This window comes from Pseudomonas sp. NPDC087804, from assembly GCF_044742965.1.
In the GTDB taxonomy this organism is placed as follows: Bacteria; Pseudomonadota; Gammaproteobacteria; order Pseudomonadales; family Pseudomonadaceae; genus Aquipseudomonas; species Aquipseudomonas rustica.
Genome location: NZ_JBIUVN010000001.1, coordinates 1,522,561 through 1,545,234, shown reverse-complemented (window position 1 = coordinate 1,545,234; position 22,674 = coordinate 1,522,561). Strand labels below are relative to the sequence as shown.

The following is a 22,674-nucleotide window of genomic DNA, read 5'->3' as shown; positions in this document are numbered from 1 at the left end:
AGGGTTCCGCCCTTACGGCGGGTCACCTTTTCCAAACGCCGAAAAGGTAACCCAAAAGGCTTTGCCCTGACGTTCGGCCCACTCGCTAAAGCTCGGGGTTCCTTCGCTCCGGGATTGATCCGGGCGCAGCGCCTACGGTTTGCTTCGCTGCACCTCCTCTCGCTGTGTTTGGCTGCGCCAAACGGTCGCTGCGCTCCCACCCCCGGATCAATCCCTCCACTCAGCCTGCCGACGGGCTCCGAGATCAAGATCAACAGCAGCAGTCGAGCTTGCGCTCATCCTGTGTAGGAGCTGCCGAAGGCTGCGATCTGTTGATCTTGCTTTTGTAGGCGCTGAGCTTGCTCGCGAAGGCGGCCTGACAGGCAACGCATCTCTTCCGTCTGTACTCGGTTCCCTTGTGGGAGCGGGCTTGCACGCGAAGGCGTCAGGTCAGTCGATGATGTGTTGATTGTCTTGCCGCTTTCGTGAGCAAGCCCACTCCCACCTGGATCGCATTCCGATTCCTGAATGTTTAAAAGTTGTTTCAAATCTGCGGAACCTTCCCACAAGGTTTTCAGGTTGTCCGTCGGACGTGCGGTCTCTAGTCTGTGTTCGTCGCTGTCAAATCAGCGACCGGGCGTGGAAACCCGAGTAACTACAGAGCGCACAAGCGCCATTCATAACGTATCCTTGCGCACCTTCACTGTGTGCACTTTGTTATGGCGGCTGTGCGTGGGAGACCTTGTGTCTGCCGGGTTGCCTCTGTCCCGGGTTTCCAACCTGCGTACAGCTGCCACCTATTCGCTTGGAAACCGAATGGGGGCCAGCTATAACCGTCATACAGGGTAAATAATCATGAAAAAACCAACCCCCAACCCCCCAGAATCAGACACCAACACCACATCCCCCTACGCCTCAGTCGACAGCAAAAAACTCCACGAAGCCGCCGACCGCGCCCTGGATTTCTACCTCAATCCCGCCGCCCACATCATGTCCAGCGCCAACGAGCCGGAACCCATGTACCTCGCCAACCCCCGGTACAACACCGAATCCCTGCTGGCCAACGCCAGCGAAACCCTGGGCTCGGCCAGCGAAATGCTCATCAACTTCGCCGCCTCCCTGGAAACCTCACAGCGCAAGACAGCACTGGGCATCGCCCAAGTCGTCATGCTGGGCGAACTGGCAGTCAACCAAGCGCTGGATCACGTCGAGTTGAAGGATGGCTGATTGATCTTTCCCACGCGCAGCAAAGGAATGCAGCCCTTGACGCTCTGCGTCAAATTCGCGAGTTGGAACGCGGAGCGTCCCGAGAGGCATTCCCGCGCAGAGCGTGGGAACGATCAAAAAAACCGTACCTCCACGGGAAGCACGGTTTCTTGTGTTGAGACGAGGAAGCGATCCTAACCGGGGTCGCGTCGAGGGTACTCCTGACGCGCATGCAAGATGCTCACAATCTCAATGTGGTCCGCCACTTGATAAACGACGAGATAGTTCGGGCTTACCACAATCTCTCGAGTGCCGGGAGAGCGACCTTTGCGATACAGGTGGGGATGCCAACAAAGCGCAGATGTAGTTTTTACGACGGACTTGTGAAGTGCAGTCGCCGCTACAAAATTTCGCTCGCCAATGTACTTCAGGATTTTCGAGAGTTCGACCCGAGCCTTGGGTCGCCACTTAATCTGCATCAGCGCTTTTGCGCATTGATTCCATCAAGGCGTTGATTTCCTCCATCACTTGCTCATGGGGAATACTCGGGCGCGGATCATCGAGAGAGGCCTGTACTTCGGCCCGAAACCAACGGTCATAACTCGCAGCCTGTTCCTCGGGATCAAGATCCGAAACAACCGGGCACAGTGGGTCGATCAAAGACGGGTCGATCATAGAACCTCCGGGTTTGGTGCCTCGAAGTCTATTCGTTAACGGTATCGCTGTCGTCGCTGTCTGGATGAATTGCATGTAGGCCAAGCTCCATGAGGATCAAGTTGTCCCGGCAAATCCTAGAGCCTGCACTTCCGACGGCCAACCGCCAGAACTTGTCAGAAAACTCCCCGAATTTCTAAAAACGTTCCGTTTTCCGTAGGACGCAACTCAATCGTCAGCGCAAAAAAAACCGCGACGCCCCTCACCAGAGAATCGCGGCCCATCAACACCCAACCCCTACTGCTGCAAAACCGTCGCCTGGTTAGCCGACCCGAACTGCTGAATATTTGCCGTCTGCGTAACCCCACTCTGATCGACATTGGCAATGTTCCCCGTACCGCCTTGGGTCACGTACGCCACGTTCATGGTATCCGCCTGCTTAACAGTGATCATGTTGTCGCTACCATACAACTGCGCGGTATACGCCTGGTTGCCAGTCCCGGATTGATCGAACTCAGCACTGTTGCCGGTGCCATTCGAAGAACCCTGAATCAGGTTGGTCGTCCCGCGCTGATCCGAGATCAAAATGTTGTCGCTGCCATTCTGATCAAAATACAGCTCGTTATACGACTCGGCCTGACTGACCGTGGTCTTGTTGCCCGTCCCGGTCTGCTGCGTGGTCATCACTTGTCCGACACCATCCTGAGTGAAGCTGGCGATGTTGCCATTCCCCGCCTGAGTCACGTTCGCGCGTTGGTTGCTGCCGAATTGGCCGCCGAGTTGCGGGCCTTTCCAGTTGCTGGCGTAGACCTTGTTGTCGTTGCCCACGGAGGTGGCGCTGAGGGCGTGGCCGTCGCCGCTTTGGTAGGTGAAGTGGACGTTGCCATTACCCACCTGATAGAGCGCCAGGGTCGAGTTGACCGATTCGAACTGGTCGGCGTAGATCGCGTTGGTGTTGCCGACCTGGGTGACGGCGGCGGTGTTGTTTTCGCCGAAGCTTTGGTCGACCACGGTTTCGTTGCTGTCGCCGTATTGGTTGACGGTCGCCTGACTGGCCAGTTGCGCGTCTTGCCAGATTTCGCTGCCGTTGAGGTTGCCGAACTGGTTGATGGTGATGTTGCCGCCGGTGCCGTCGCGCTGGTCGCCGTAGGCGTAGTTGTTTTCGCCGGCCTGGTTGATGCCGATCTGGCCGCCGTTGTGGGTGACTTGTTCGGCGGTGCCGTAGTTGGCGGTGCCGAATTGGGTGATCACCGCGCTGTTGCCGCTGCCTTCATAGAGTTGCTCGATGTTGGCTTCGTTGCTGTCGCCGTACTGGAAGGTTTTGCCTTCGCTGCCGTTCTGCGAATCCTGATAGACGAACGAGAAGTTGCCGGTGCCTTGCTGTTGTTGCAGCGCGCTGTTCGGTGAGCCGAAGCCCAGCGACTGGCTGGCGTGGGCGGTGTTGAAGGCGCCGACTTGTTGTTGGGTGATGGTGGCGTTGTCTTCGTAAAGTTGTTCGGCGTAGCCGGCGTTGTAGTCGCCGACCGCTTCCTGGGTGATCACGCTGCTGGCGTGGTCTTGCACGGCGGCGGCGTCGTTGCCTTGGCCCAGTTGCGTCTGGGTGGCCGTGCTGAACGGGGCCTGGGTCTGTTTCACGTCCGCGATGTTGGCGGTACCGGCCTGGTTCTGGTTGGACAGGCTGTCGTCGGCCATGGCCTGGGCACTGATCATGACCAGCAGGGCGGCGGTGAGGGGCGTCAGTTTGAACATGATTGAACTCTCCGATGATTTGCAGTGCTTAGCGATATTGCTTGACCGAAACGCTCATGCCGTTGCCCGACTGGGTCACGGCGCTTTGCAGCCCCGCGCCGGCCTGCTCGATGCTGGCGTCGTTGTTGTTGCCGTTTTGCGAAATCTGCGCGCGGTTGTGGCTGCCGTTTTGCGTGATGGAGGCGGCGTTGCCGGAACCGTTCTGGTTGATCAGGGCCATCAGGTCGCTGCCCTGTTGCAGGATGTACGCCTCCTGATTGCTGCCCGACTGCACGATCTGCCCGAGCAGCGACTGACCGTTCTGTTGCAGCAGGGCGACGTTGGCTTGGCCGAGTTGATCGATCAGGGCTTGCTGACCCACGGGTGGGGGCAGTTCGCCGAGGTCGCTGCTGGTCGGGGCCAGGTCGTCGTTGTCCATCAGGTCGTCGGCGCGCACGCCCGCGCTGCTGCACAGCAGAAGCAGGCAAAGCAGGGCGGCGGTCGGCGTGTTCATGGCTTACATCCTGTCAGGCGTTAACCGATTTGAAGGGCCCCAGCCACCCGAAAGTGGCTGGGGATCTGGCTTACAGCGTGGTCACCGAGACCGTGCGCACGGTGCCCTGAGATGAGCGGATCGTCGCGGTCGGGTTGGCCGATGGCACGACCGTCGTGTTGTTCAGCGTCAGCCGCCAGCGTCCGGTCAACGGCACCGTGGTGGTGCCAAGAGTGACCAGCCCGGTCGGGGTCGTGACCTGCACGGTGATGGTGTTGCCGGTGGTCACTGACGAGGTGCCGGTGAAGTCCCAGTTGAAGCGTCCGCCGGAGCGTGCCTGCACCGTCGATGCGGTCACGGCGAAGGTTTCCGCCGCTGGCCGTGGCGACACTTGCACCGTGACTGTGGCCGGCGTCGACAGGGCACCGAAGTTGTCCCGAGCGATGTAGGTGAAGGTCGTGGTGAACGCCGTGGTGACGGTGGCGGGCGGGGTGTAGGTGATCACCGTGCCGTTGCTGCTGACCGTGCCGCGTCCGGCGGCGGGTTGGGTCAGGCTGTTGACGGCCAGCGGCACGTTGCCTTCCGGATCGGTGTCGTTGGCCAGCACGTTGATCGGGATCGCTACGCCCAGAGTGGCGACGCTGTCGGCGACGGCGGTCGGTGCCTGGTTTGGCGCGACGGTGATGGTTACGGTCGCCGGGTTGGCCGAGGCCAGACCTTTGGCGTCCTGCGCCTTGTAGGTGAAGGTCGTGGTCAGTGGCGCGTTCACCACCGCTGGCGGGGTGTAGACCACCGAGGTGCTGCCGTTGAGTGCGACGGTGCCTTGACCGGCCGCCGGTTGAGTCAACGCGGTGATGCCCAGTGGATTATCGCCATCGGCATCGCTGTCGTTGGTCAGCAAGCTGAGGGTGATCGGCACACCAAAACTGGTGCTGCCAGCATCGGCGTTGGCGATTGGCGCCTGGTTCTCACCGGTGTTCGGTGCAGTGCCGACCACCACAACAGGCTCAGTGTCACTGCCGCCGGCGGCGGATTTCACCGTCACGGTAGCCGGCGGCTGAGTCAGGTCGGCGACGGTAATGCGCTGCAGAGTGCCGGTCTTCGACAAACGTCCGTAGCCTTGGGCAACCATGTCCGGGATCGCCACTTCATCGCTCGAAGTGGCTTCGATCAGCAGGCTGTGGTTGGCCCAGTTGTAACGTGCGGTCTGCACTTTCACCACGTCGGTGAGCTTGGCCGATACGGCCGTTGGCCGAGTGGTTCCGGTCGGGTTGGTGGCCGTCACGACCACTACCGGAGGGACAGCACCGGTGCCCAATCGATGGCCGAAGAACAGACCGTTGTTGTCGCCCAGCAGATTGGTCTGGCACGGCGTTTGTGGTGGGCCGGGCAGCAACGCAACGGTTTCGCGGAAGCACAGGGTCGAGCTGCTGTCAGCCTTGGCGAACACCTCGGCGCGCACGCCAGCGGCGGTGCGGCGATAGGTTGCGCGATCGATGTCGACGTGGGTCTGCTGACGGTTGTCGAGCACTTTGCCGGACAGGCTGAACACGTTCGACTGGATGGTGCCGGCAGGCCCGGTGATGCGCACGAAGTTGGTGTTGAACGGGCTGCCGGTCACCGCTTCGTTGAGGTTCGGGTCGCCAACAAAAGTTTCGGTGGCGCCGGTGTCCGGGTTCACTTCGGTGTACGGCCCGTTGACGCTGCGCAGGAACGGGCCGATCGCACCACCGACAGCACCGCTGAAATTGCCCGGTGCGCCGATGCCGATGTCGCGAGTGATGTTGATCGCCCGCCGGCCAGGCGCGGTGACGTTGACCGTTTCCACACCATACGGGTGAGTGATGGTGTAGGTGCCGGCAAGCGGTACGTTCACCCGGATGCGAATCCGCGCGAAGCTTTGCTGATCACCATCGGCCGGATTTTCCGAGGCGAACGCCGCTTCAATCCCGGCGACGTAGGCGTCCATCCCGTAACCGGCGGCGTTATTGGCGATGGTGGTTTCGGCCAGAAACCAGAACGCTTCCGGCGGCCAGTTGTCCGGGAAAATCATCGGCTGAGCATCATCGTAGATACCCGGCTCGGCGAGCAGGATGCACATGTAGGCCGGTGGCACGCTGGCCGCCACTCGCGAGCTGGCGGCGCGCGACTGGCAGAGCTCCATCGACAGCTGGTTTTCGTCCTGATACCACATCGGGAATTTCCCGGTGGCGAAGGTGTAGGGGCCGGGGTCGACGGCGGCGAGTTGCGCATAGGCACTGCCGGTCAGCGAGAGAGCGAGCCCGAGCGCGTTGAGCGCAAAGCGTGGCCACTTGTTCATGATGCCTCCTGATGCGGATCTGGGCATGTGAGCGTTCATTGCACGATGACCACTTCTTCGGTGTCGCTGCCGCCGTTGGACGACGTCACGCGCACCTTGGCCGGTGGAATCGGCGAGATCCCGGTGGCCAGGGTTTTCAACGCGCCGTCGCCACCGAGCGCACCGATGGCGGCGCCGCTGCCGGAGGTCGCGGTAAGTAGTGGCGGCGAGGTTTCGTCGCTGGTCGAGGCCACCACGGTGAGTTGGCCGGAGCTCAGGCTGTATTGCGCGCTCTGGATCACCACCAGGTCGGTCAGGGCCATGGGCAGGGTGGTCGGCGTGCTGCTGGCGATGGCCAAGTGGTTGTCGGCGGTCACTTGCAAGGTGGTCGGCAGGGTCGGGTTGACCGAGGACTGTGCATACCAACTGCCGGTGCTGTTGGCTTCGGTCATGTTCAGCACGGGCGTGCTGCTGGTGACGGCCGCCGTACCCGGTGCCGGCGGCGCGAGGACGAACACGTCTTGCTGCGCCACCGGTGCGCTGTCGCCGGCCTTGCGTGAGTAGGTGCTGCGCTGCGCGATCATCGGCGTTGGCCGCACGACGGTCGACAATTTGCCGGAGACGGCAAACGTCGTGGAACGCAGATCCAGACCATTCGGGCCTTCGATGCGCACGAAGTTGGTGTTGAACGGACTGCCCGTCACCGCTTCGGAAAGGTTCGGATCGCCAACAAATTGTTCGGCGGCACCGGTCAGCGGATTGGTCTCGGTGTACGGGCCGTTGACGCTGCGCAGGAACGGGCCGATGTCGCCCTTGAGTGCGCCGTCATAGGTTTTCGGAGTGCCGATGCCGATGTCGCGGGTCATGTTGATCGCACGGCGACCGGGGGTGTCGATGTTGAACACATCGACGCCGTACGGGTGGGTGATGACGTAGGTGCCCGCGGTGGGCACGTCGACGCGAATACGGATTCGCGCGAAGCTGACTTGATCACCTTCCACCGGTTCTTCGGCGGCGAACGCGGCTTCGATGGCACTGACGTAGGTCAGGTCGATCCCGCGTGCGGCGTCGACGAGGGTGGTTTCGCCGGTGAACCAGAACGCTTCGTCTGGAAAGTTGCTCGGGAAGACGATCGGTTGGGTGTCGTCAAACACGCCGGGGGTCGGTAGCAGCGAGCACATGTACGACGGCGCGCCGGGTGCGCTTGGCACTCGCGAGCTGAGTGCTTTCGACAGGCACAGATCGAGGGTGCGACCGTGGGTGTCCTGATACCAATTGGCGAAACCGCCACTGGCCGGTGTGTACGGGCCCGGATCTACAGCAAACAAAGCGGCCTGAGCAATGCCCTGGGCCAAGGCGCTCACGACCAGGACGGTCGCGGTTTTGGACAGTAAAGGGTGCATGAGTTAATCCCTCTATCGAAGTACCTGCCCCTTGGGGATGGGTCAGTTGCAGAGGGCCTGTACACCTTCCATGCCAAGGTGCAGTGAATGGGCGGGAGAGGGCCGGGGTAGAGGGGTTTCGCAGTTGCGAAGTGCCGAGCGCGACAGGCGGGAAAAGGGCGCAATTCCCCAGAATCGGGGACGATGGGGATGAACATCCATTACCTGCCAAACACATAACCCCTGTAGGAGCTGCCGAAGGCTGCGATCTTTTGATCTTGATTTAAAAACAGGATCAAAAGATCGCAGCCTTCGGCAGCTCCTACAGGGATTTGCGGTGGGTTTGGCAGGTGTGCATCGGGTCGATATCCCCGCAACCGGGCAAACCCCCACCCGTGGGCTATAACCCTATAGGGATGTATCGGGAAGTCGCCGCCATGAACATGCAGTCGAAATCGCTTCCGGTTGAGGAGGGCACGCTACGGTTGGGCTCGCGCAAGCAGCCGTTCAACCTGCTGCGCTGGTTTTCGCTGATCAGCATGGCGGTGATCGCCACCGTAGCGGTGGCGCTCGGAGCAGTGTCGACGCGGTTTGTGATCGAGGAAAGCGTGCAGCGTGATGCCTTGCTCACCGCGCAATTCATTCAGGCCATCGCTTCAGCCGAAGTGCGCCACGTCTCGATCCCCAACGTGCGCACCATGGGCGAGTTGCTCGACCCGCGCCAAGACAAGGATTTTCCCGATGTCGATCCACAAGCCCGGGCCGATGCGCGCGGAGAGTTTCTCGATCACATCGAACACTTGCCCGACGTGATCCTCGCCAACATCTATGCGCCGGATCGCCAGGTGATCTGGTCGACCAACCCGGTTCTCGTCGGCACCAGCATCCATGCCGACGAAGACCTTGATCGCGCCTTCAACGAAAAGATTCCGGTGTCGGCCAGCTATCACGACGTCGACAAGGCGCGTGAAGAACAGAAGTTCGTCATCCCGCCGGACTACATCTTTATCGAAAACTACATCCCGCTGTTCGACGCCGACGGCAAGACCGTCACGGCGATGGTCGAGATTTATAAGGAACCCAAAGACCTGATCGCGCGCATGGAGCGTGGAATGATCCTGATCTGGCTGGCCACTGCGCTCGGCGGCGGGCTGATTTATCTGGGCTTGTACTGGATCGTGCGGCGCGCGGCGATTTTGCTCGCCGTGCAGCAAAAACAACTGATCGCCAATGAAACGTATGTTGCGTTGGGCGAGATGTCCTCCGCCGTGGCGCACAGTTTGCGCAATCCGCTGGCGACCATCCGTTCCAGCGCCGAGCTCGCGTTGGAGTTCGACGCCGGCCCGGCCGAGAAGAACATCAAAGACATCATCGGCCAGGTCGATCGCATGTCGAAATGGGTGCGCGAGTTGCTGCAGTCGTTGCGTCCGCTCAACGATGACCCGGAACCGGTGAACCTCGTGGCGGCGCTGCACGAGAGCCTCGTCGCCTTCGAACAGCAGATCGCCAGGGCAGGCGTAAAAGTAGTGTTTCAGCCGCAGCACACGCCAATGGTGCTGAGCCAGCCGGTGCAACTGACGCAGATCCTCAACAGCCTGCTGGCCAACGCGCTGGAGGCGATGGACAAGGGCGGCACGCTGACCATCAGCCTCGAACCAAGCGACGATCGTGGCGTTTGCGTGGTGCTCAGCGACACCGGCAAAGGCATGAACGAAGAACAGCGCACCATGGCCTTCCGGCCGTTTTTCACCACCAAGGCCGGCGGCCTCGGCGTCGGTCTGGTGCTGGTCAAACGCATCATGGAACGCTTCGGCGGCGGCGTAACCCTGCACAGCCGCGAAGGCGAGGGCACCACCGTGCGCCTGGCCTTCCAACTCGTCGAGTAATTCGCTAACCCCTGTAGGAGCTGCCGAAGGCTGCGATCTTTTGATCTTGATCTTAAAAAACAAGATCAAAAGATCGCAGCCTTCGGCAGCTCCTACAGGGATTATGTATGCCCCAAAATTTTTATGAACTTCCCCCATCACTGGGTGTCAAGCCCCGGTCACCGGGGAGTGGGGACACCCGCAGCCCCCGCAAGCCCCTGTAACAACTGGAAATAAATTCTTGGCGCACTAGTTGCAAAACACCATCACCCCTTCCTTGATGAGGCGGCTGGTGATGGACAGAACAACGCGAAACCCAAGCAACACCTTCCTGCTGACGCCGCTGAGCGTCTTCCTGCTGTTGACCCTCGGCACCATGGCCGGCGTTAGAGCGAGCCCGATCGATGACGAGCGCGAGCCCGAAGCGTCCGATCCGTCGGCCTACTACGACGAGCCGGCGGATGAGGCGACGGCGCTCAACGCCATCCTGACCATGCCCGAGGCCAACGAAGATTCTTTCGACTTGCCCGACGGCGTCAAAGGCTCGCGTGACACTCCGCGTGCGGAAAACAGCCTGCCGCCGACCGTGCAGACCAGTTTCAACTACCCCACCAACGGCAAGCCGAGCCCGCTCTATGGCGCGCAGCCGTTCACCCAGCAATTGGTGTTGTTCGAAGAGTTCGGCCCGGAAAAACTCGACCCGACCACTCCCGCCGCGCCGCTGCCATTTCCGCCGGCCGCGATCGGCCCGGCTCCCGCGCAGGATCCGAACAACGTCGCCCGCAGTGCGCCACCCGGCACTGCGCTCGACGCGTTCTTGCGTCAACCGGGCCTGACGCCATTCCCCAGCCAGTTCTCCAACATTGTCGACCGCAACCCGTGGCAGGCGCAGATCGAGGTGTTCCTCAACCGCCATATCGGTTCGTCGGCAGAAGGGCGGCCGCCAGGAAAGGGCTGGGCGCACCAGCGCTGGAACGAGTTCTACCCGCAAGTTGCCTACAAAACCGCGCAAACCGGTGCGCGCATCAATGGCGGCCTGCGTGACAGCGTGCAGATGCACCATTACGCCGTGGGCGAATTCGGCCCCGGCGGCCTGTACCACAACGTCGCCGGTGTACCGCTGACGGACGGCACGGCCAAAGGCGTCGACCCGCGCTTTCACCCGAACATGCCGGTGCAGAACCACAACGCGGTGTGGACGTTCGACGGCACGCTGCCACCGAAGCTGTTGATGGTGCGTTACGGCCAGCCGGTGATGATGCGTCACTACAACGGCTTGCCGATTGATCCGGCGGCCAACCGTGGTTTCGGCTTGCACACCATCAGTACCCACGAGCACAACGGTCACGCGCCGGCAGAAAGCGACGGTTATGCCAACGCATTTTTCTTCCCGGGGCAGTTCTACGACTATCGCTGGCCGATCCAGCTCGCCGGTTACGACAGCATCAACACCAAGGCTGAAGACCCGCGCGCAGCGTTCCCCTGCGCAGCGGGTGAAACCCTGTGGGTCAACGACCTGGCCCCGGCGAAAAAGACCTGCGACCACGGCACCATAAAGATTCGCGGCGACTGGCGCGAGACCATGAGCACCCACTGGTTCCACGATCACATGCTCGATTTCACCGCGCAGAATGTCTACAAGGGCAACGCGGCGATGATGAATTACTACAGCGCGCTGGATCGCGGCAACGAGTCGGTCAACGACGGCGTCAACCTGCGCCTGCCCAGCGGCAGCGCCTTGCCGTGGGGCAACCGCGACTACGACGTCAACCTGGTGTTCGCCGACAAGGCCTGGGATCAGGAAGGCCAGTTGTGGTTCAACCCGTTCAACACCGACGGCTTCCTCGGCGATCAGGTGCTGGTCAACTGGCAGTGGAAACCGACCCTCGACGTGCGTGCGCGCAGCTACCGTTTCCGCATCCTCAACGGCTCGGTGTCGCGTTACTTCAAACTGGCGCTGGTGCGTGAGATCAAAGGCAGCAGCGGCGAGTTTCAAGGGCCGAAAAACTCTGGCGTGTCGTACAGCCGCGTGCCGTTTCACATGATCGCCAACGACGGCAACATCATGGAGCACAGCGTGCCATTCGACGGCTCGATGGATCTCGATGCCGACGGCGACAAACAGAACCACAACGCGATCTTGCCGACCCAGGGTATTGCCGAGCGCTTCGACATCATCGTCAACTTCGCCAAAAACGGCATCAAACCCGGCGACAAACTGTTCTTCCTCAACTTGCAGGCCCACGACGACGGCAAGGGGCCGAAAGACGTGATCTCGCTGGCCGACGTGCTCTCCGAGAAATACCTCGCGGTAATCAAGCAGAGCAGCAAAGGCCCGCAGTGGGACAAGGGCGATCCGGCGGTGGGCAAAGTCTTGCAGCTCAACGTCAAGGCCTACACCGGCCAGGATCTGGCGATGGATCCGGCAGCCTACGAGCCGGCCAAACCGGGCAAGGCTGAAGGGCTGGTGATGATTCCGCTGAAGATTCACCGCGACAACGCTGCCGACAAAGCACTGCTGGCCAACGCCCGTCACCGCACCTTCACCTTCGGCCGTTCCGACGGCACTGATGAAGCGCCGTGGACGGTCAAGACCGATGGCGGGTTCGGCTTCCACATGGATCCAAGGCGCCTCAACGCCTCGACCAAATTGTCCAGCGGCCCGACCGACGCCGGGATCACCGGATTCGGCACCCTGGAGGTGTGGAACATCAAGGCCGGCGGCAAGGGCTGGAGCCATCCGGTGCACGTGCACTTCGAGGAGGGGATCATCCTCAGTCGCGGCGGCAAGGCACCGCCTGAATGGGAAAAATGGGCGCGCAAAGACGTCTATCGCATCGGTTCGGAAAACGATGGGCTGGACAGCGTCGAGATGGCGATCAACTTCCGCGAGTTTGCCGGGACGTACATGGAGCACTGTCACAACACTCAGCATGAGGACAACTCGATGCTGCTGCGTTGGGACCTTGAGAAGCCCGGGCAACTGCAGTTGATGCCGACGCCTCTGCCAAGTTGGGACGGCGTGCGCTACGTCAACTCCGCTGCGCTGCCAACCTTCCGCAACGGCGATGGCTTCGGCCCGCAAGTGACCGTGAAAAAATGAACCGCGAGCGCGCCGTCATGCCAACACCCACACCGCGTTCCCGCGCGCTGGGCATGCACCTGGTGCTGATGCTGGTGGTCTGTGTGCTCGGCAGCCGCGTGCTGCTGGCACATCAGGCCAGCGTCGGCCAACCGCCCGCGGCCAGCGAATCCGCCACCCCGTGGGGTGGCGACTATTTCCCCAATACCCTGCTGACCGATCAGGACGGTCAGCAGGTGCATTTTTTCGATGACCTGATCAAAGACAAAGTGGTGGTGATCAACTTCATCTTCACCTCGTGCAGCGACTCCTGCCCACTGGAAACCGCGCGCCTGCGCCAGGTGCAGAAACTGCTCGGCGATCGGGTCGGGCAGGACATTTTCTTCTACTCGATCAGCATCGATCCGCTGAGCGATACGCCCGAGGTGCTCAAGGCCTATTCGCAACGCTTCAAGGTCGGCCCCGGCTGGAAGTTTCTCACCGGCGAATTCGAAGACGTCACCGACCTGCGCAAGAAACTCGGGCTGTTCATCGAAGGTGTCGACAACGGCCGCAGCAAGGATCACAACCTCAGCCTGATCGTCGGCAATCAGACCACCGGGCGCTGGATGAAAGCTTCGCCATTCGAAAATCCGTGGATTCTTGCCGATCAACTGGCCAACACCTTGCAGAACTGGAAGCAGCCGAGCATCGAAGAAAGCTACGCGAACGCCCCGGATATTCGCCCGCCGAGCAACGGTGAAGAACTGTTTCGCACCCGCTGCGCCTCGTGCCACAGCCTCGGCCCGCAGGATGGCCAGGGCATCGGCATGCGCAACATCGGCCCCGACCTGATTGGCGTAACCCGCAACCGCGACCCCAAATGGCTGAATCGCTGGATTCGTGAACCGGATCGCTTGCTTGCGGAAAAAGACCCGATTGCACTGCAACTGTATGAACAGTTCGAGCGAATCCCGATGCCCAACCTGCGCCTCGACGAAGCGTCGGCGCAGTCGATCATCGACTTCCTCAGTGACGAAACCGAACGTCAGCAGACGTCTGCCAAAGGCTTGGCCGACGGCGGCTTGACGCCAGTAAAACCGGGCGATAGCGCCGCGACAGTGAGTCAGATGCGCTAGCGGCAAAATAGCATCATTGAACCGTGTGTCGCGGTCATAGCCACCTACACTAAGGGCTGTAACCGCTTCGATACAAACACTCCAGGGCACTCCCATGCAGCGACTGGAAGCACAAAAAACCTCTGCACCGAACGCATCGGTCGCAGGCAAGGGCTGGCGTGAGCAGTTCGATCTGCTGCGCTGGTTCACGCTCGCCAGTTTTTTCATCATTGCTGCCGTGGCGCTGGGGCTCGGTTACATCTCCACGCGCTTCGTGGTCACCGAAAGCGTCGAGCGTGACGCGCTGCTGACCGCGCAATTTGTTCAGGCCATCGGCGAGGCGGAGATGCGCCACGCCAAAATCAATCCGAACCGGACGATGGGCGAGATGCTCGACCCGCGCCAGGATAACCACTATCCCGATGTTGATCCGGCGTTACAGGCGTCGGCGCGTACCGAGTTTCTCGATCACGTCGAACACTTGCCGGACATTTTACTGGCCACCGTTTATGCGCTGGATCGCACGGTGATCTGGTCGACCAACGCCGAGCTGATCGGCGTGCACATCGACGATGACGACGAACTCGACGAGTCGTTCGAGATGAGAGTGCCGGTGTCCTCCAGCTACCACAAGATTGACGACGAACGTCCGGAACAGCGTCTGCTGCGCGAGCCGAAATACCTGTTCATCGAGAACTACATCCCGATGTTCAATGCCGATAAAAGCAAAGTCATTGCCATGGTCGAGATCTACAAGGAACCGTCGGATCTGGTCGATCGCATCGATCGCGGTTTCGCCTCGATCTGGGCAGCCACGTGTTTCGGTGGTGCAGCCATTTTTCTCGCTTTGTTCTGGATTGTCCGGCGCGCGGCGAAATTGCTGCAAAGCCAACAACAGCAATTGATCAGCAACGAAACCTTTGTCGCGCTGGGCGAGATGTCTTCGGCGGTGGCGCACAGTTTGCGTAATCCGCTGGCGACGATTCGCTCCAGCGCCGAACTGGCTCAGGAAGTCGCCAGCCCCGGTGCGCAACGCAATATCGGCGACATCATCAGTCAGGTCGACCGCATGTCGCGCTGGGTGCGCGAACTGCTGGTGTCGTTACGGCCGATGAATGACGACGGCGAAGCGGTGGATCTGGTGCTGGCGGTTGAGGACACGTTGGGTGCCTTCGATGCGTTGATCAGGCGTAACGGCGTTGAAGTGCGATTCAGTCCACAAAATTGCTTGCCGGTGGTCAGTCAGAAGGTGCTGCTCACGCAGATACTCAATAGCCTGTTTGCCAATGCTCTGGAAGCCATGCCCAAGGGCGGCGTACTCAGCATTGAATTCGAATCACCGCAGCCGGACAGCGTGCGCATGACCCTGAGCGACACCGGCAAGGGCATGAGCGCGTCGCAGCAACTGCTGGTGTTCAAACCGTTTTTCACCACCAAACAGGGCGGCCTCGGGGTTGGCCTGGCGTTGGTTAAAAGAATCATGGAGCGTTTTCAAGGTTCGGTCGTCCTGACCAGCCGCGAGCAGGAAGGAACCCGCGTCAGTCTCAACTTCAAAGTGGCATCGGGAGGGGAATATGGAACACAGCATTCTGCTGGTCGAGGATGACGAACTGTTGGCCGAGAATATTCAGACCTACCTGGAGCGCAAAGACTTCGAGGTGACAGTCTGCCATTCGGCCGAAGACGCGCTGGAGCGACTGGAAAGCTTTATGCCCGACATCGTCCTGACGGATAACTCGCTGCCGGGCATGAGTGGTCACGACCTGATCCAGAAGCTGCGCGTCAGCGCGCCGGATCTCAAAGTGATCATGATGACCGGTTACGGCAACGTCGAAGACGCCGTGGTGGCGATGAAGGAGGGCGCCTTTCATTACGTGACCAAACCGGTCGCGTTGGCGGAACTCAAACTGCTGCTCGACAAGGCCCTGGCCACTGAACGGATGGAGCGCACGCTGTCGTTCTATCAGGAGCGCGAGGCGCAGAAATCCGGGATACAGGCGCTGATCGGCGACTCGGCGCCGATGCAGTATCTGAAAAACACCATCGGCCAGTTGCTCGACGCCGAACGGCGCATGGCCAACACCGATCTGCCACCGGTGTTGGTCGAAGGCGAGACCGGCACCGGCAAGGAACTGGTGGCCCGTGCGCTGCACTTCGACGGCCCGCGTAGCAAAGGCCCGTTCATTGAATTCAACTGCGCGTCGATTCCGTCGAATCTGGTGGAATCTGAACTGTTCGGGCATGAGAAGGGCGCGTTCACCGACGCCAAGGATCGCCGGGTCGGGCTGGTGGAAGCGGCGGATGGCGGCACGCTGTTTCTCGATGAGATTGGCGAGATGGATCTGCTGTTGCAGGCGAAGATTTTGAAATTGCTGGAGGATCGGACGATTCGCCGGGTGGGTTCGGTGAAGGAGCGCAAGGTCAATCTGCGGGTGATCAGCGCGACCAACTGCAACCTTGAGCAAATGGTGCAGCAGGGCAAATTCAGGCGTGATCTGTTTTTCCGGCTGCGGATTATTTCGATCAAAGTGCCGCGTTTGTATGCGCGCGGTGACGATATTTTGCTGCTCGCGCGGCATTTCCTCGCCAGCCATGGCAAGCGTTACGGCAAACCGAATCTGCATTTCAGCCAGCAGGCCGAGGAGTTGCTGCTCAGTTACACCTGGCCGGGCAACGTGCGCGAACTGCGCAACATGCTTGAGCAAACTGTGCTGCTGGCGCCGAGCGATACGATTGCCGCGCATCAACTTAATGTGTGCATGAGCCTGGTCGACGAGCCGCCGCTGCATATTCATGAAGCGCCGGTGCACTACGAACCACGGCCGGCGAGCAATACCGAATCTATGAACCTGCCGGAGGTGGAGCGCGATATGGTGCGCAAGATGCTCGACAAGACCGACTGGAACGTCACCAAATCCGCGCGCTTGCTCGGCCTGAGCCGCGACATGCTGCGTTACCGCATCGAAAAACTCGGCCTGGCCCGCCCGGATAAACGGCAGTGGTAGCGGCCGTACACAATGTAGGAGCTGCCGAAGGCTGCGATCTTTTGATCTTGTTTTAAGATCAAGATCAAAAGATCGCAGCCTTCGGCAGCTCCTACAGTGGGCGTTCGGTATTCAGTGCTGCTGCCGACTCAAACACTCCAGCAAACAACCGGGATCCAGCACCTCGTCATTCACATAAATCCCGCGCTCGGCATCGTACGTGCGAATAAACACCCGCACCGTTGCATCCGCCACCGTCGGCAGTTGTGAATCGTAGAACTCATGGTCACCCGGGATCACCACAAAATCCTGCGGCGCCGCCTCTTCATAAGATCGCGGCGGCGTCGCATTCAGTGAATACGGGGCAGGGTGGGCAAAGGGCTGGTTAGGCCCGTAGTACACAAAATTGCTGTCCAGCGCCTGCGCCTGAGTGGCAGCAAGCAGACAACCCATCAACGACAGCCGTTCGAGCATCAGCATGGCGGCACCTGCGAGTGCGGTATTCCCCAAGGCTATTAACTATAGCTGGTCTGCATTCAAGCGACTGGGTGATTGATCGCATGCCCCGGCTGTGCGTAAAGATCAATGCCGAGGGCATGCATAACTTTCAAAACCGTGTCGAAGCGCGGTTTTGCACCAGGCGCGAACGCCTTGTACAGACTCTCGCGACCCATGCCTGACGTTTTGGCTACCTGCGTCATTCCGCGTGCCTTAAGCACATAGCCGATTGCACGAAGAAACTCTTCGTTATCCCCGTCTGCGAGTACCTGAGACAGGTATTCGCTTATCGCTTCGTCACTGTCCAGCAGTGCTGCCATGTCGAAATTCGTCAAAGTCTGGCTCATGGTTAAACCTCCTTAGCCATTTTTTGTGCGCGGCGGATGTCTGCGCTCTGTGAGGACTTATCGCCTCCAGCCAATAGAACGATGATTGCACCGTTACGCATCGTGAAATACACCCGAAAGCCCGCACCCACATCTACGCGCATTTCCGATACGCCATCACCCACCGATTTAACATCGCCGAGATTTCCTGTTGAGGCCCGATCGATGCGACGTGCGATGGCGACTCTTGCCCGCAGGTCTCGAATAGAACGGTGCCAAGCCTGGAAGGCTGCTGTTTGTTGAATAAGATAATCCATTGCTTGACTGTATCCAAGTGGATACTTTTGCGCAGTCAGCCAAGTCGTCTATCAAACCTTGAAAAATCGTTGGTATTTGTAGGCACGATCCAATTCATTTGTAGGAGCTGCCGCAGGCTGCGATCTTTTGATCTTTAAAAGCAGGATCAAAAGATCGTCCGAACGCGGCCCGAGCCTGCGGCAGCTCCTACACGGTGTGGCTTACAAGTTTGCAACAATCGCGATTGGCGGGGTGATCTAGACTCGGATTCGCTCAATCACGAGCATCGTCCGGAGTGCGCCATGGAAGTGCCTAAGAACAAAACCGCCATCGAGAGCAATCGACAGGCGTGGAACGATTCCGCCCGCCATCATGAGGATTCGCCTGACTGGCAGGACTTGCTCAGCGAAGTTGCGCAGGCGGATTTCTCTTGTCTTGATGAGACCTTGAGCGGGTTGCTGGAGGTCGATGGTAAGGATGTGATTCAGCTGTGCTGCAACAATGGCCGCGAGAGTCTGTCGCTGTTTGCCCACGGTGCGCGGAGTGTGGTCGGGGTCGATCAGTCGGCGGCGTTTCTTGATCAGGCGCGTGAGCTGAACCGCCGTTCACCACACAACGCCGAGTTCATCGAGACCGATATCCATCATTTGCCGGCGTCCTTGCACAACCGTTTTGACGTGGCGCTGATCACCATTGGCGTGTTCGGCTGGATGCCGGACATTGGCGAGTTTTTCCGTCATGTCGTCTCGACGCTGAAACCGGGTGGGAAACTGGTGATCTATGAAACCCATCCGTTTCTGGAAATGGTTGATCCGGATGCGGAAGATCCGTATCAGCTCGCCAGTTCGTATTTCCGTACCGAGCCGTTTGTGCAGGAAGAGCCGATTGTGTATGTCGGCAAGGTTGAGCAGCAGGCAGCGAAGTCGTATTGGTTTGTGCATACGCTGGGGGATATTTTCAGTGGCGCGATTGCGGCGGGGCTGAATATTGCGCATTTCAAGGAGTATCCGCACTCGAACCGGGAAGAGGTGTATGACCAGTATTTGAATCAAGAGGCGCAGATGCCGATGTGCTTTACTTTGGTTGCCACCAAGGCCTGAATGCTTTAGTGAGTCGACCCACATTGGCTATGCGCCATACACAAATCCTGTAGGAGCTGCCGAAGGCTGCGATCTTTTGATCTTCAAAGTCAAAAGATCGCAGCCTTCGGCAGCTCCTACACTGGTATTCAGCGCATAGCAGATCCCTTGTAGGAGTGAGCCTGCTCGCGATGACGACATCAGTGCCGATACAAATTCCGGAACTGAATCAAGCCTGCGCCGCCGCACTCACCACCGGCCGCCCTGGCTTACGCAGCGGTTCCAGCCGCGAGCCCTCATACCGCGTCTCACGGAAAAACTTCCAGCGTCCGAACAGGCAATACACGTGCATCACGCGCCCCTGTTCGTGATAGCCCATGCGAATGTGCAGCTTCAGCGCCGGAATATTGTGCGTCTCACAGACGTCCACCACTTTGTTGCAACCCTGCGCCGCCATCGCTTCCCACAGCGCCACCTGCACGTCCACCGAGAGGCTGCTGCCGAAATACGTGCGGATCATCTCACCGCCAAACTCAAAGAATTCACCCTGCTTCACCGGGAAGGTGCAGCCGTAATAATGACGGTCGTGATAGTCACGAATGCTGCCCCAGATAAACCCCACCGCATGCCCATCCGCATCGAGGTACATATGCCCGGTGTGACCCTCGGTCGCCAGCTCAGCCATGGTCTCCACGCGGTCACCGAAATGTTTGCTGAACGCAACGGCATTCTCCGGCGTAATGTCGACTTTGCTCAGGCCCTCGTAGGGACGCAGCTTGTGCGGCGGCACCGGAGTAACCAGATCACGCTCCATCCACAACAGTTCCCAATGGAAAAACACGTAACGTTTCCACAACGTGCCGAAGGTGCGGCCCAAGCCTTTTTGGCGGATGCGTTCTTGTAGTTTTTTGATAAAGCTCATGATGCCCTCCGTGGCCGAAGCCCGGTGTTGTGGATGTCGCTTTTGTGGGTATAGATCACCCTTGCCAGTTCATTTCAAAGTGCCATCTTCGAAAGTATTGCAAGGTATGTAACTCAATCGAGTGCGGCGGTACCGCGTAGAAAATCCTTGTTCAGATCGGCATAGGAAACCCGTGGAACGCCCGTCAAACGCTGCTCTAGCACGCGGCTCAGGGACTCGTCAGGGTTGAGATAAGCATCACCAAAATCGCCGCCAAGTTGTGTCGGGTGGGCGACGATTTCCAGCACGCCGTCGGTCGGCGAAATGTCATTGCGCAGGTCGATCGGCGTGCACACATAGTCAGCCGTCACACCAGCCAGACTCTGCAAGCGCCAATTGAGCAAACCCTTGAACACGCGCTTGGGCAGATTGAGGTTTTGCCCCAGATTGCGCGCCAGTCGAATCGGCACACCTTGATGCGCGGCAAACCGCGCGACGATCTCGCCGATCGGCCAGATGTTGTGCACGTGCTGGTGCGAATCGATATGACTCGGCCGCACGCCGTGATCGACGCAACGCTGCCACTGCGCTTGCAATTCTTCACGCACCGCCTCTCGGTCTTCGCGACTGAGCCACAACCGATGGCGCGGCAGACTCAGGTCGAACACGCCATGGTCGTCGCAGAATGTACGGCGCTTGAGAATTGCCTGACTCAACGGTCGCCCGTAAGTCAGGTTGAAGTGCAGTCCAACCCGGCCTTGCAACGTCGGATGCCGGGCCATCGCGCACGCCGCTTCGAACGCCGGCATGTTGGCCATGGCCGTGGCAGAACTGATGGCCCCGGCCTGAAAGGCAGCGAAGATCACCGCGTTTTCGTTCGGGCTGAGGCCGAAATCGTCAGCGTTGACTATGACTTGGCGTGGCATGTTCGCCCTCCGTGGTGATCGCGACAGGTTTCAAAACAGGTTTCGCTTGCTCGGCACGCCGCGCCCGCCAGGCTTGTACGCGCGGCTTGAGTCGATGCCACAGGCGCAAGCCCAGACCGAGGACAAGACCACTCGGCCGCCAGGAATAAAAACTCCAGCGCCAGTGCTCCAGTTGTCCGGTCATGCGTTCGTGCAGTTGATGGCTGGAGTTTTCCAGGCTGACCCGCGAGGCATCGATCCAGTGCCAGTGATCGTCGAGCCCCCAGCGAATCCATTCCTCCAGCAGCACCCGGCCACTGCCCAGATCGGCGTATTGCGGCAGGAAGGCGAGGTTGTAATCGTAGAGCCGACCTTGTTCCAGCAGGCCGAGGCGATAGCTGATGCAGCGCCCGTTCAACTCCAGCGTGACCACCCGCACCAGGCCTTGGCCGGCGAGGGCGATGAACGCGCGTTCGATCAATTGGCGACTGGGTTCGCTGGCAAAAATACCTACGCCTTCGTCACCTTTCCAGCTCACCGCTTCGACTTCGCTGATGGTCTGCAAGAGCGGGCCCATGCTCATCGCATCGGGAGTAATTCTGCGCACCTCAGCGCCACACGCGGCAATCCGCTTGCGCGCCCGTCGCAGTTTGTAGCGCGGATCACCGGAGACTTCCTGATGATCGGCCTCGCTGATCAGGTGCACCGGCACTCGACAACTCAGCCGTCGTTCACCGGTCGAGCTGTGCGCCATCCATTCGGTGAGCGCACTTTCTTCACCGGCAGGTTCGGACAATTCATTGAGTTGCAGCAGCGCGTGGGGCACACGTTGGCGAATCATATTCAGCGCCTGACGCATGTCCTCAGCGCCCAACAACGACAGCAGCGCCAAGCGATCCGCCAGCGGATAACCCAAGTGATGCAGCACCCGAAACGGCACGCCGGCAAAGCGTTCGCGACTCGCCACCAGCGGCAGGCACAGACGCAATTCGTCCGCTTCCCAACCCAGCAGGATGTGCAGACGCTCATCCGTACCAAGGGCCTGCTCGGCCGCGCACAACCAACCAAGGCTGTTGAACGGCGTGTGATCCGTCACCCGCAGACGCAGCGCTTCATACGCTGCTTCGGGGAAATCGGCGGCGCACAGTGAAGTGCGCCATTCAAATCGCGTCACCATAGGCTCAGGCCGCCGTTGCTGTTACGGGTGGACGGGACGGTTTGCGCAGTGCGTCCAGACGCGAGCCGCTGTAGCGGGTTTCGCGGTAGAAGCGCCAGCGACTGAACAAGGTGTAAACATTCATGATCCGTCCCTGTTCGGTATAGCCCATGCGCAGGTGCAGCTTGAGCGCCGGGATATTGTGAAATTCGCAGACGTCGACGACCTTGTCGCAACCCTGTGCAGCCATGGCTTTCCACAGCTCCAGTTGCAGATCCACCGACAGCTCGGTGCCCCAATATTTGCGGGTCAACTCGCCGCCAAACTCGAAGAACTCGCCGGGTTTCACCGGGAACAGACAGCCGTAGTAATGCCGGTCGAAATAGTCCCGCGAACTGCCCCAGATAAACGCCACGGCAGCGCCTTGATCGTCGAGGTGCATGTGCCCGGTGTGGCCTTCGTTGGCCAGTTCAGCCATGGTGCCGACGCGGTCACCGAAGTTGCGGGCGAAGGCGCTGGCGTTGTCTGGCGTGATCTTCACTACCTGCAATGGCGGGTAGGGTTTGAGGTTGTGCGGCGGCACCGGGCTGACCAGATCACGCTCCATCCACAGCAGTTCCTGATGGGAAAAAACGTAGTGTTTCCAGGCTTTCGCCAAAGTGGCGCGCAGGCCTTTTTGTTTGATGTGCTCGCTGAGTTTGCTGACGATGCCCATGGTGTGTGCTCCTGAACCTTTCGGCGCA

20 protein-coding genes are annotated in these 22,674 nt (G+C 59.9%); 7 read left to right on the top strand and 13 right to left on the bottom strand.

Annotated features, from left to right (window positions below; all coding sequences use genetic code 11):
• Positions 1–834: 834 nt before the first annotated feature.
• Positions 835–1,206, top strand: coding sequence for a DUF6124 family protein (locus ACIOMO_RS06790; protein ID WP_401239253.1), 372 nt, complete (start codon positions 835–837; stop codon positions 1,204–1,206).
• A gap of 173 nt (positions 1,207–1,379) precedes the next feature.
• On the opposite strand, the gene ACIOMO_RS06785 is transcribed toward ACIOMO_RS06790, so the two are convergent.
• The 6 genes from ACIOMO_RS06785 to ACIOMO_RS06760 form a co-directional block, all read right to left on the bottom strand.
• The gene (locus ACIOMO_RS06785; RefSeq protein WP_082341417.1) at positions 1,380–1,664 is read right to left on the bottom strand and encodes a type II toxin-antitoxin system RelE/ParE family toxin; all 285 of its coding nucleotides are present in this window, start codon (positions 1,662–1,664) and stop codon (positions 1,380–1,382) included.
• The gene (locus ACIOMO_RS06780) at positions 1,654–1,860 is read right to left on the bottom strand and encodes a hypothetical protein (protein ID WP_034152589.1); all 207 of its coding nucleotides are present in this window, start codon (positions 1,858–1,860) and stop codon (positions 1,654–1,656) included. The genes ACIOMO_RS06785 and ACIOMO_RS06780 overlap by 11 nt, the downstream gene beginning before the upstream one ends.
• A 276-nt stretch (positions 1,861–2,136) precedes the next feature.
• Positions 2,137–3,588 carry a curlin gene (locus tag ACIOMO_RS06775; protein WP_401239249.1) on the bottom strand — a complete coding sequence of 484 codons (1,452 nt, stop codon included), beginning with the start codon at positions 3,586–3,588 and terminating at the stop codon, positions 2,137–2,139.
• 28 nt (positions 3,589–3,616) lie between these two features.
• A complete protein-coding gene (locus ACIOMO_RS06770; protein WP_053119098.1) occupies positions 3,617–4,081 on the bottom strand; it encodes a curlin in 465 nt (154 codons plus the stop codon).
• A gap of 70 nt (positions 4,082–4,151) precedes the next feature.
• Positions 4,152–6,380, bottom strand: a complete 2,229-nt coding sequence (locus ACIOMO_RS06765) for an Ig-like domain-containing protein (protein WP_401239246.1) — start codon at positions 6,378–6,380, stop codon at positions 4,152–4,154.
• Between the two features lie 35 nt (positions 6,381–6,415).
• Complete coding sequence (locus ACIOMO_RS06760) at positions 6,416–7,762, bottom strand: hypothetical protein (protein WP_401239243.1); 1,347 nt, start codon at positions 7,760–7,762, stop codon at positions 6,416–6,418.
• A 416-nt stretch (positions 7,763–8,178) separates the two neighbouring features.
• On the opposite strand from ACIOMO_RS06760, the gene ACIOMO_RS06755 reads away from it, so the two are divergent.
• From ACIOMO_RS06755 to ACIOMO_RS06735, 5 genes are all read left to right on the top strand, one after another.
• A complete protein-coding gene (locus ACIOMO_RS06755; protein WP_401239240.1) occupies positions 8,179–9,627 on the top strand; it encodes a sensor histidine kinase in 1,449 nt (482 codons plus the stop codon).
• A 274-nt stretch (positions 9,628–9,901) separates the two neighbouring features.
• Complete coding sequence (locus ACIOMO_RS06750; RefSeq protein ID WP_401239237.1) at positions 9,902–12,709, top strand: multicopper oxidase domain-containing protein; 2,808 nt, start codon at positions 9,902–9,904, stop codon at positions 12,707–12,709.
• Positions 12,710–12,726: 17 nt separating this feature from the next.
• The gene (locus ACIOMO_RS06745) at positions 12,727–13,806 is read left to right on the top strand and encodes an SCO family protein (RefSeq protein WP_401239233.1); all 1,080 of its coding nucleotides are present in this window, start codon (positions 12,727–12,729) and stop codon (positions 13,804–13,806) included.
• A 94-nt stretch (positions 13,807–13,900) separates the two neighbouring features.
• Positions 13,901–15,391: a sensor histidine kinase gene (locus ACIOMO_RS06740; RefSeq protein WP_401239230.1), complete on the top strand. Its 1,491-nt coding sequence runs from the start codon at positions 13,901–13,903 to the stop codon at positions 15,389–15,391.
• Entirely contained in the window at positions 15,360–16,790 is a 1,431-nt protein-coding gene (locus tag ACIOMO_RS06735; protein WP_159815049.1) for a sigma-54 dependent transcriptional regulator, read from the top strand. Before ACIOMO_RS06740 ends, ACIOMO_RS06735 begins: the two co-directional genes overlap by 32 nt.
• A gap of 111 nt (positions 16,791–16,901) precedes the next feature.
• Here the strand turns inward: ACIOMO_RS06735 and ACIOMO_RS06730 are convergent, their stop codons facing one another.
• Genes ACIOMO_RS06730 through ACIOMO_RS06720 form a run of 3 tightly spaced genes read right to left on the bottom strand, consistent with a single transcriptional unit; the run spans position 16,902 to position 17,910 of the window.
• The gene (locus tag ACIOMO_RS06730; RefSeq protein ID WP_401239227.1) at positions 16,902–17,249 is read right to left on the bottom strand and encodes a hypothetical protein; all 348 of its coding nucleotides are present in this window, start codon (positions 17,247–17,249) and stop codon (positions 16,902–16,904) included.
• 56 nt (positions 17,250–17,305) lie between these two features.
• The gene (locus tag ACIOMO_RS06725) at positions 17,306–17,614 is read right to left on the bottom strand and encodes an addiction module antidote protein (RefSeq protein ID WP_401239224.1); all 309 of its coding nucleotides are present in this window, start codon (positions 17,612–17,614) and stop codon (positions 17,306–17,308) included.
• A gap of 2 nt (positions 17,615–17,616) precedes the next feature.
• Entirely contained in the window at positions 17,617–17,910 is a 294-nt protein-coding gene (locus ACIOMO_RS06720; protein ID WP_401239221.1) for a type II toxin-antitoxin system RelE/ParE family toxin, read from the bottom strand.
• A 282-nt stretch (positions 17,911–18,192) separates the two neighbouring features.
• Between ACIOMO_RS06720 and ACIOMO_RS06715 the strand changes: the two genes are divergently transcribed.
• Positions 18,193–18,990, top strand: coding sequence for a class I SAM-dependent methyltransferase (locus ACIOMO_RS06715; protein WP_401239218.1), 798 nt, complete (start codon positions 18,193–18,195; stop codon positions 18,988–18,990).
• 208 nt (positions 18,991–19,198) lie between these two features.
• Here the strand turns inward: ACIOMO_RS06715 and ACIOMO_RS06710 are convergent, their stop codons facing one another.
• From ACIOMO_RS06710 to ACIOMO_RS06695, 4 genes are all read right to left on the bottom strand, one after another.
• Positions 19,199–19,891 (bottom strand): N-acetyltransferase, encoded by a 693-nt coding sequence (locus ACIOMO_RS06710; RefSeq protein ID WP_401239215.1) that lies wholly within the window; start codon positions 19,889–19,891, stop codon positions 19,199–19,201.
• A gap of 113 nt (positions 19,892–20,004) precedes the next feature.
• Positions 20,005–20,796 (bottom strand): ChbG/HpnK family deacetylase, encoded by a 792-nt coding sequence (locus tag ACIOMO_RS06705; protein WP_401239212.1) that lies wholly within the window; start codon positions 20,794–20,796, stop codon positions 20,005–20,007.
• Complete coding sequence (locus ACIOMO_RS06700) at positions 20,768–21,952, bottom strand: GNAT family N-acetyltransferase (RefSeq protein WP_401239209.1); 1,185 nt, start codon at positions 21,950–21,952, stop codon at positions 20,768–20,770. The genes ACIOMO_RS06705 and ACIOMO_RS06700 overlap by 29 nt, the downstream gene beginning before the upstream one ends.
• Positions 21,953–21,956: 4 nt before the next feature.
• On the bottom strand, positions 21,957–22,646 hold the full coding sequence (locus ACIOMO_RS06695) for a hypothetical protein (RefSeq protein WP_053119122.1): 690 nt from the start codon (positions 22,644–22,646) through the stop codon (positions 21,957–21,959).
• Between the last annotated feature and the right edge of the window lie 28 nt (positions 22,647–22,674).

Bases quoted from the DNA above. Each gene is read 5' to 3' on its own strand.
- ACIOMO_RS06705 (WP_401239212.1), bottom strand. From the start codon at position 20,796: ATGCCACGCCAAGTCATAGTCAACGCTGACGATTTCGGCCTCAGCCCG.
- ACIOMO_RS06735 (WP_159815049.1), top strand. From the start codon at position 15,360: ATGGAACACAGCATTCTGCTGGTCGAGGATGACGAACTGTTGGCCGAG.
- ACIOMO_RS06755 (WP_401239240.1), top strand. From the start codon at position 8,179: ATGAACATGCAGTCGAAATCGCTTCCGGTTGAGGAGGGCACGCTACGG.
- ACIOMO_RS06780 (WP_034152589.1), bottom strand. From the start codon at position 1,860: ATGATCGACCCGTCTTTGATCGACCCACTGTGCCCGGTTGTTTCGGAT.
- ACIOMO_RS06715 (WP_401239218.1), top strand. From the start codon at position 18,193: ATGGAAGTGCCTAAGAACAAAACCGCCATCGAGAGCAATCGACAGGCG.
- ACIOMO_RS06765 (WP_401239246.1), bottom strand. From the start codon at position 6,380: ATGAACAAGTGGCCACGCTTTGCGCTCAACGCGCTCGGGCTCGCTCTC.
- ACIOMO_RS06700 (WP_401239209.1), bottom strand. From the start codon at position 21,952: ATGGTGACGCGATTTGAATGGCGCACTTCACTGTGCGCCGCCGATTTC.
- ACIOMO_RS06785 (WP_082341417.1), bottom strand. From the start codon at position 1,664: ATGCAGATTAAGTGGCGACCCAAGGCTCGGGTCGAACTCTCGAAAATC.
- ACIOMO_RS06695 (WP_053119122.1), bottom strand. From the start codon at position 22,646: ATGGGCATCGTCAGCAAACTCAGCGAGCACATCAAACAAAAAGGCCTG.
- ACIOMO_RS06730 (WP_401239227.1), bottom strand. From the start codon at position 17,249: ATGCTGATGCTCGAACGGCTGTCGTTGATGGGTTGTCTGCTTGCTGCC.
- ACIOMO_RS06760 (WP_401239243.1), bottom strand. From the start codon at position 7,762: ATGCACCCTTTACTGTCCAAAACCGCGACCGTCCTGGTCGTGAGCGCC.
- ACIOMO_RS06745 (WP_401239233.1), top strand. From the start codon at position 12,727: ATGCCAACACCCACACCGCGTTCCCGCGCGCTGGGCATGCACCTGGTG.
- ACIOMO_RS06750 (WP_401239237.1), top strand. From the start codon at position 9,902: ATGGACAGAACAACGCGAAACCCAAGCAACACCTTCCTGCTGACGCCG.
- ACIOMO_RS06710 (WP_401239215.1), bottom strand. From the start codon at position 19,891: ATGAGCTTTATCAAAAAACTACAAGAACGCATCCGCCAAAAAGGCTTG.
- ACIOMO_RS06770 (WP_053119098.1), bottom strand. From the start codon at position 4,081: ATGAACACGCCGACCGCCGCCCTGCTTTGCCTGCTTCTGCTGTGCAGC.
- ACIOMO_RS06740 (WP_401239230.1), top strand. From the start codon at position 13,901: ATGCAGCGACTGGAAGCACAAAAAACCTCTGCACCGAACGCATCGGTC.
- ACIOMO_RS06790 (WP_401239253.1), top strand. From the start codon at position 835: ATGAAAAAACCAACCCCCAACCCCCCAGAATCAGACACCAACACCACA.
- ACIOMO_RS06725 (WP_401239224.1), bottom strand. From the start codon at position 17,614: ATGAGCCAGACTTTGACGAATTTCGACATGGCAGCACTGCTGGACAGT.
- ACIOMO_RS06775 (WP_401239249.1), bottom strand. From the start codon at position 3,588: ATGTTCAAACTGACGCCCCTCACCGCCGCCCTGCTGGTCATGATCAGT.
- ACIOMO_RS06720 (WP_401239221.1), bottom strand. From the start codon at position 17,910: ATGGATTATCTTATTCAACAAACAGCAGCCTTCCAGGCTTGGCACCGT.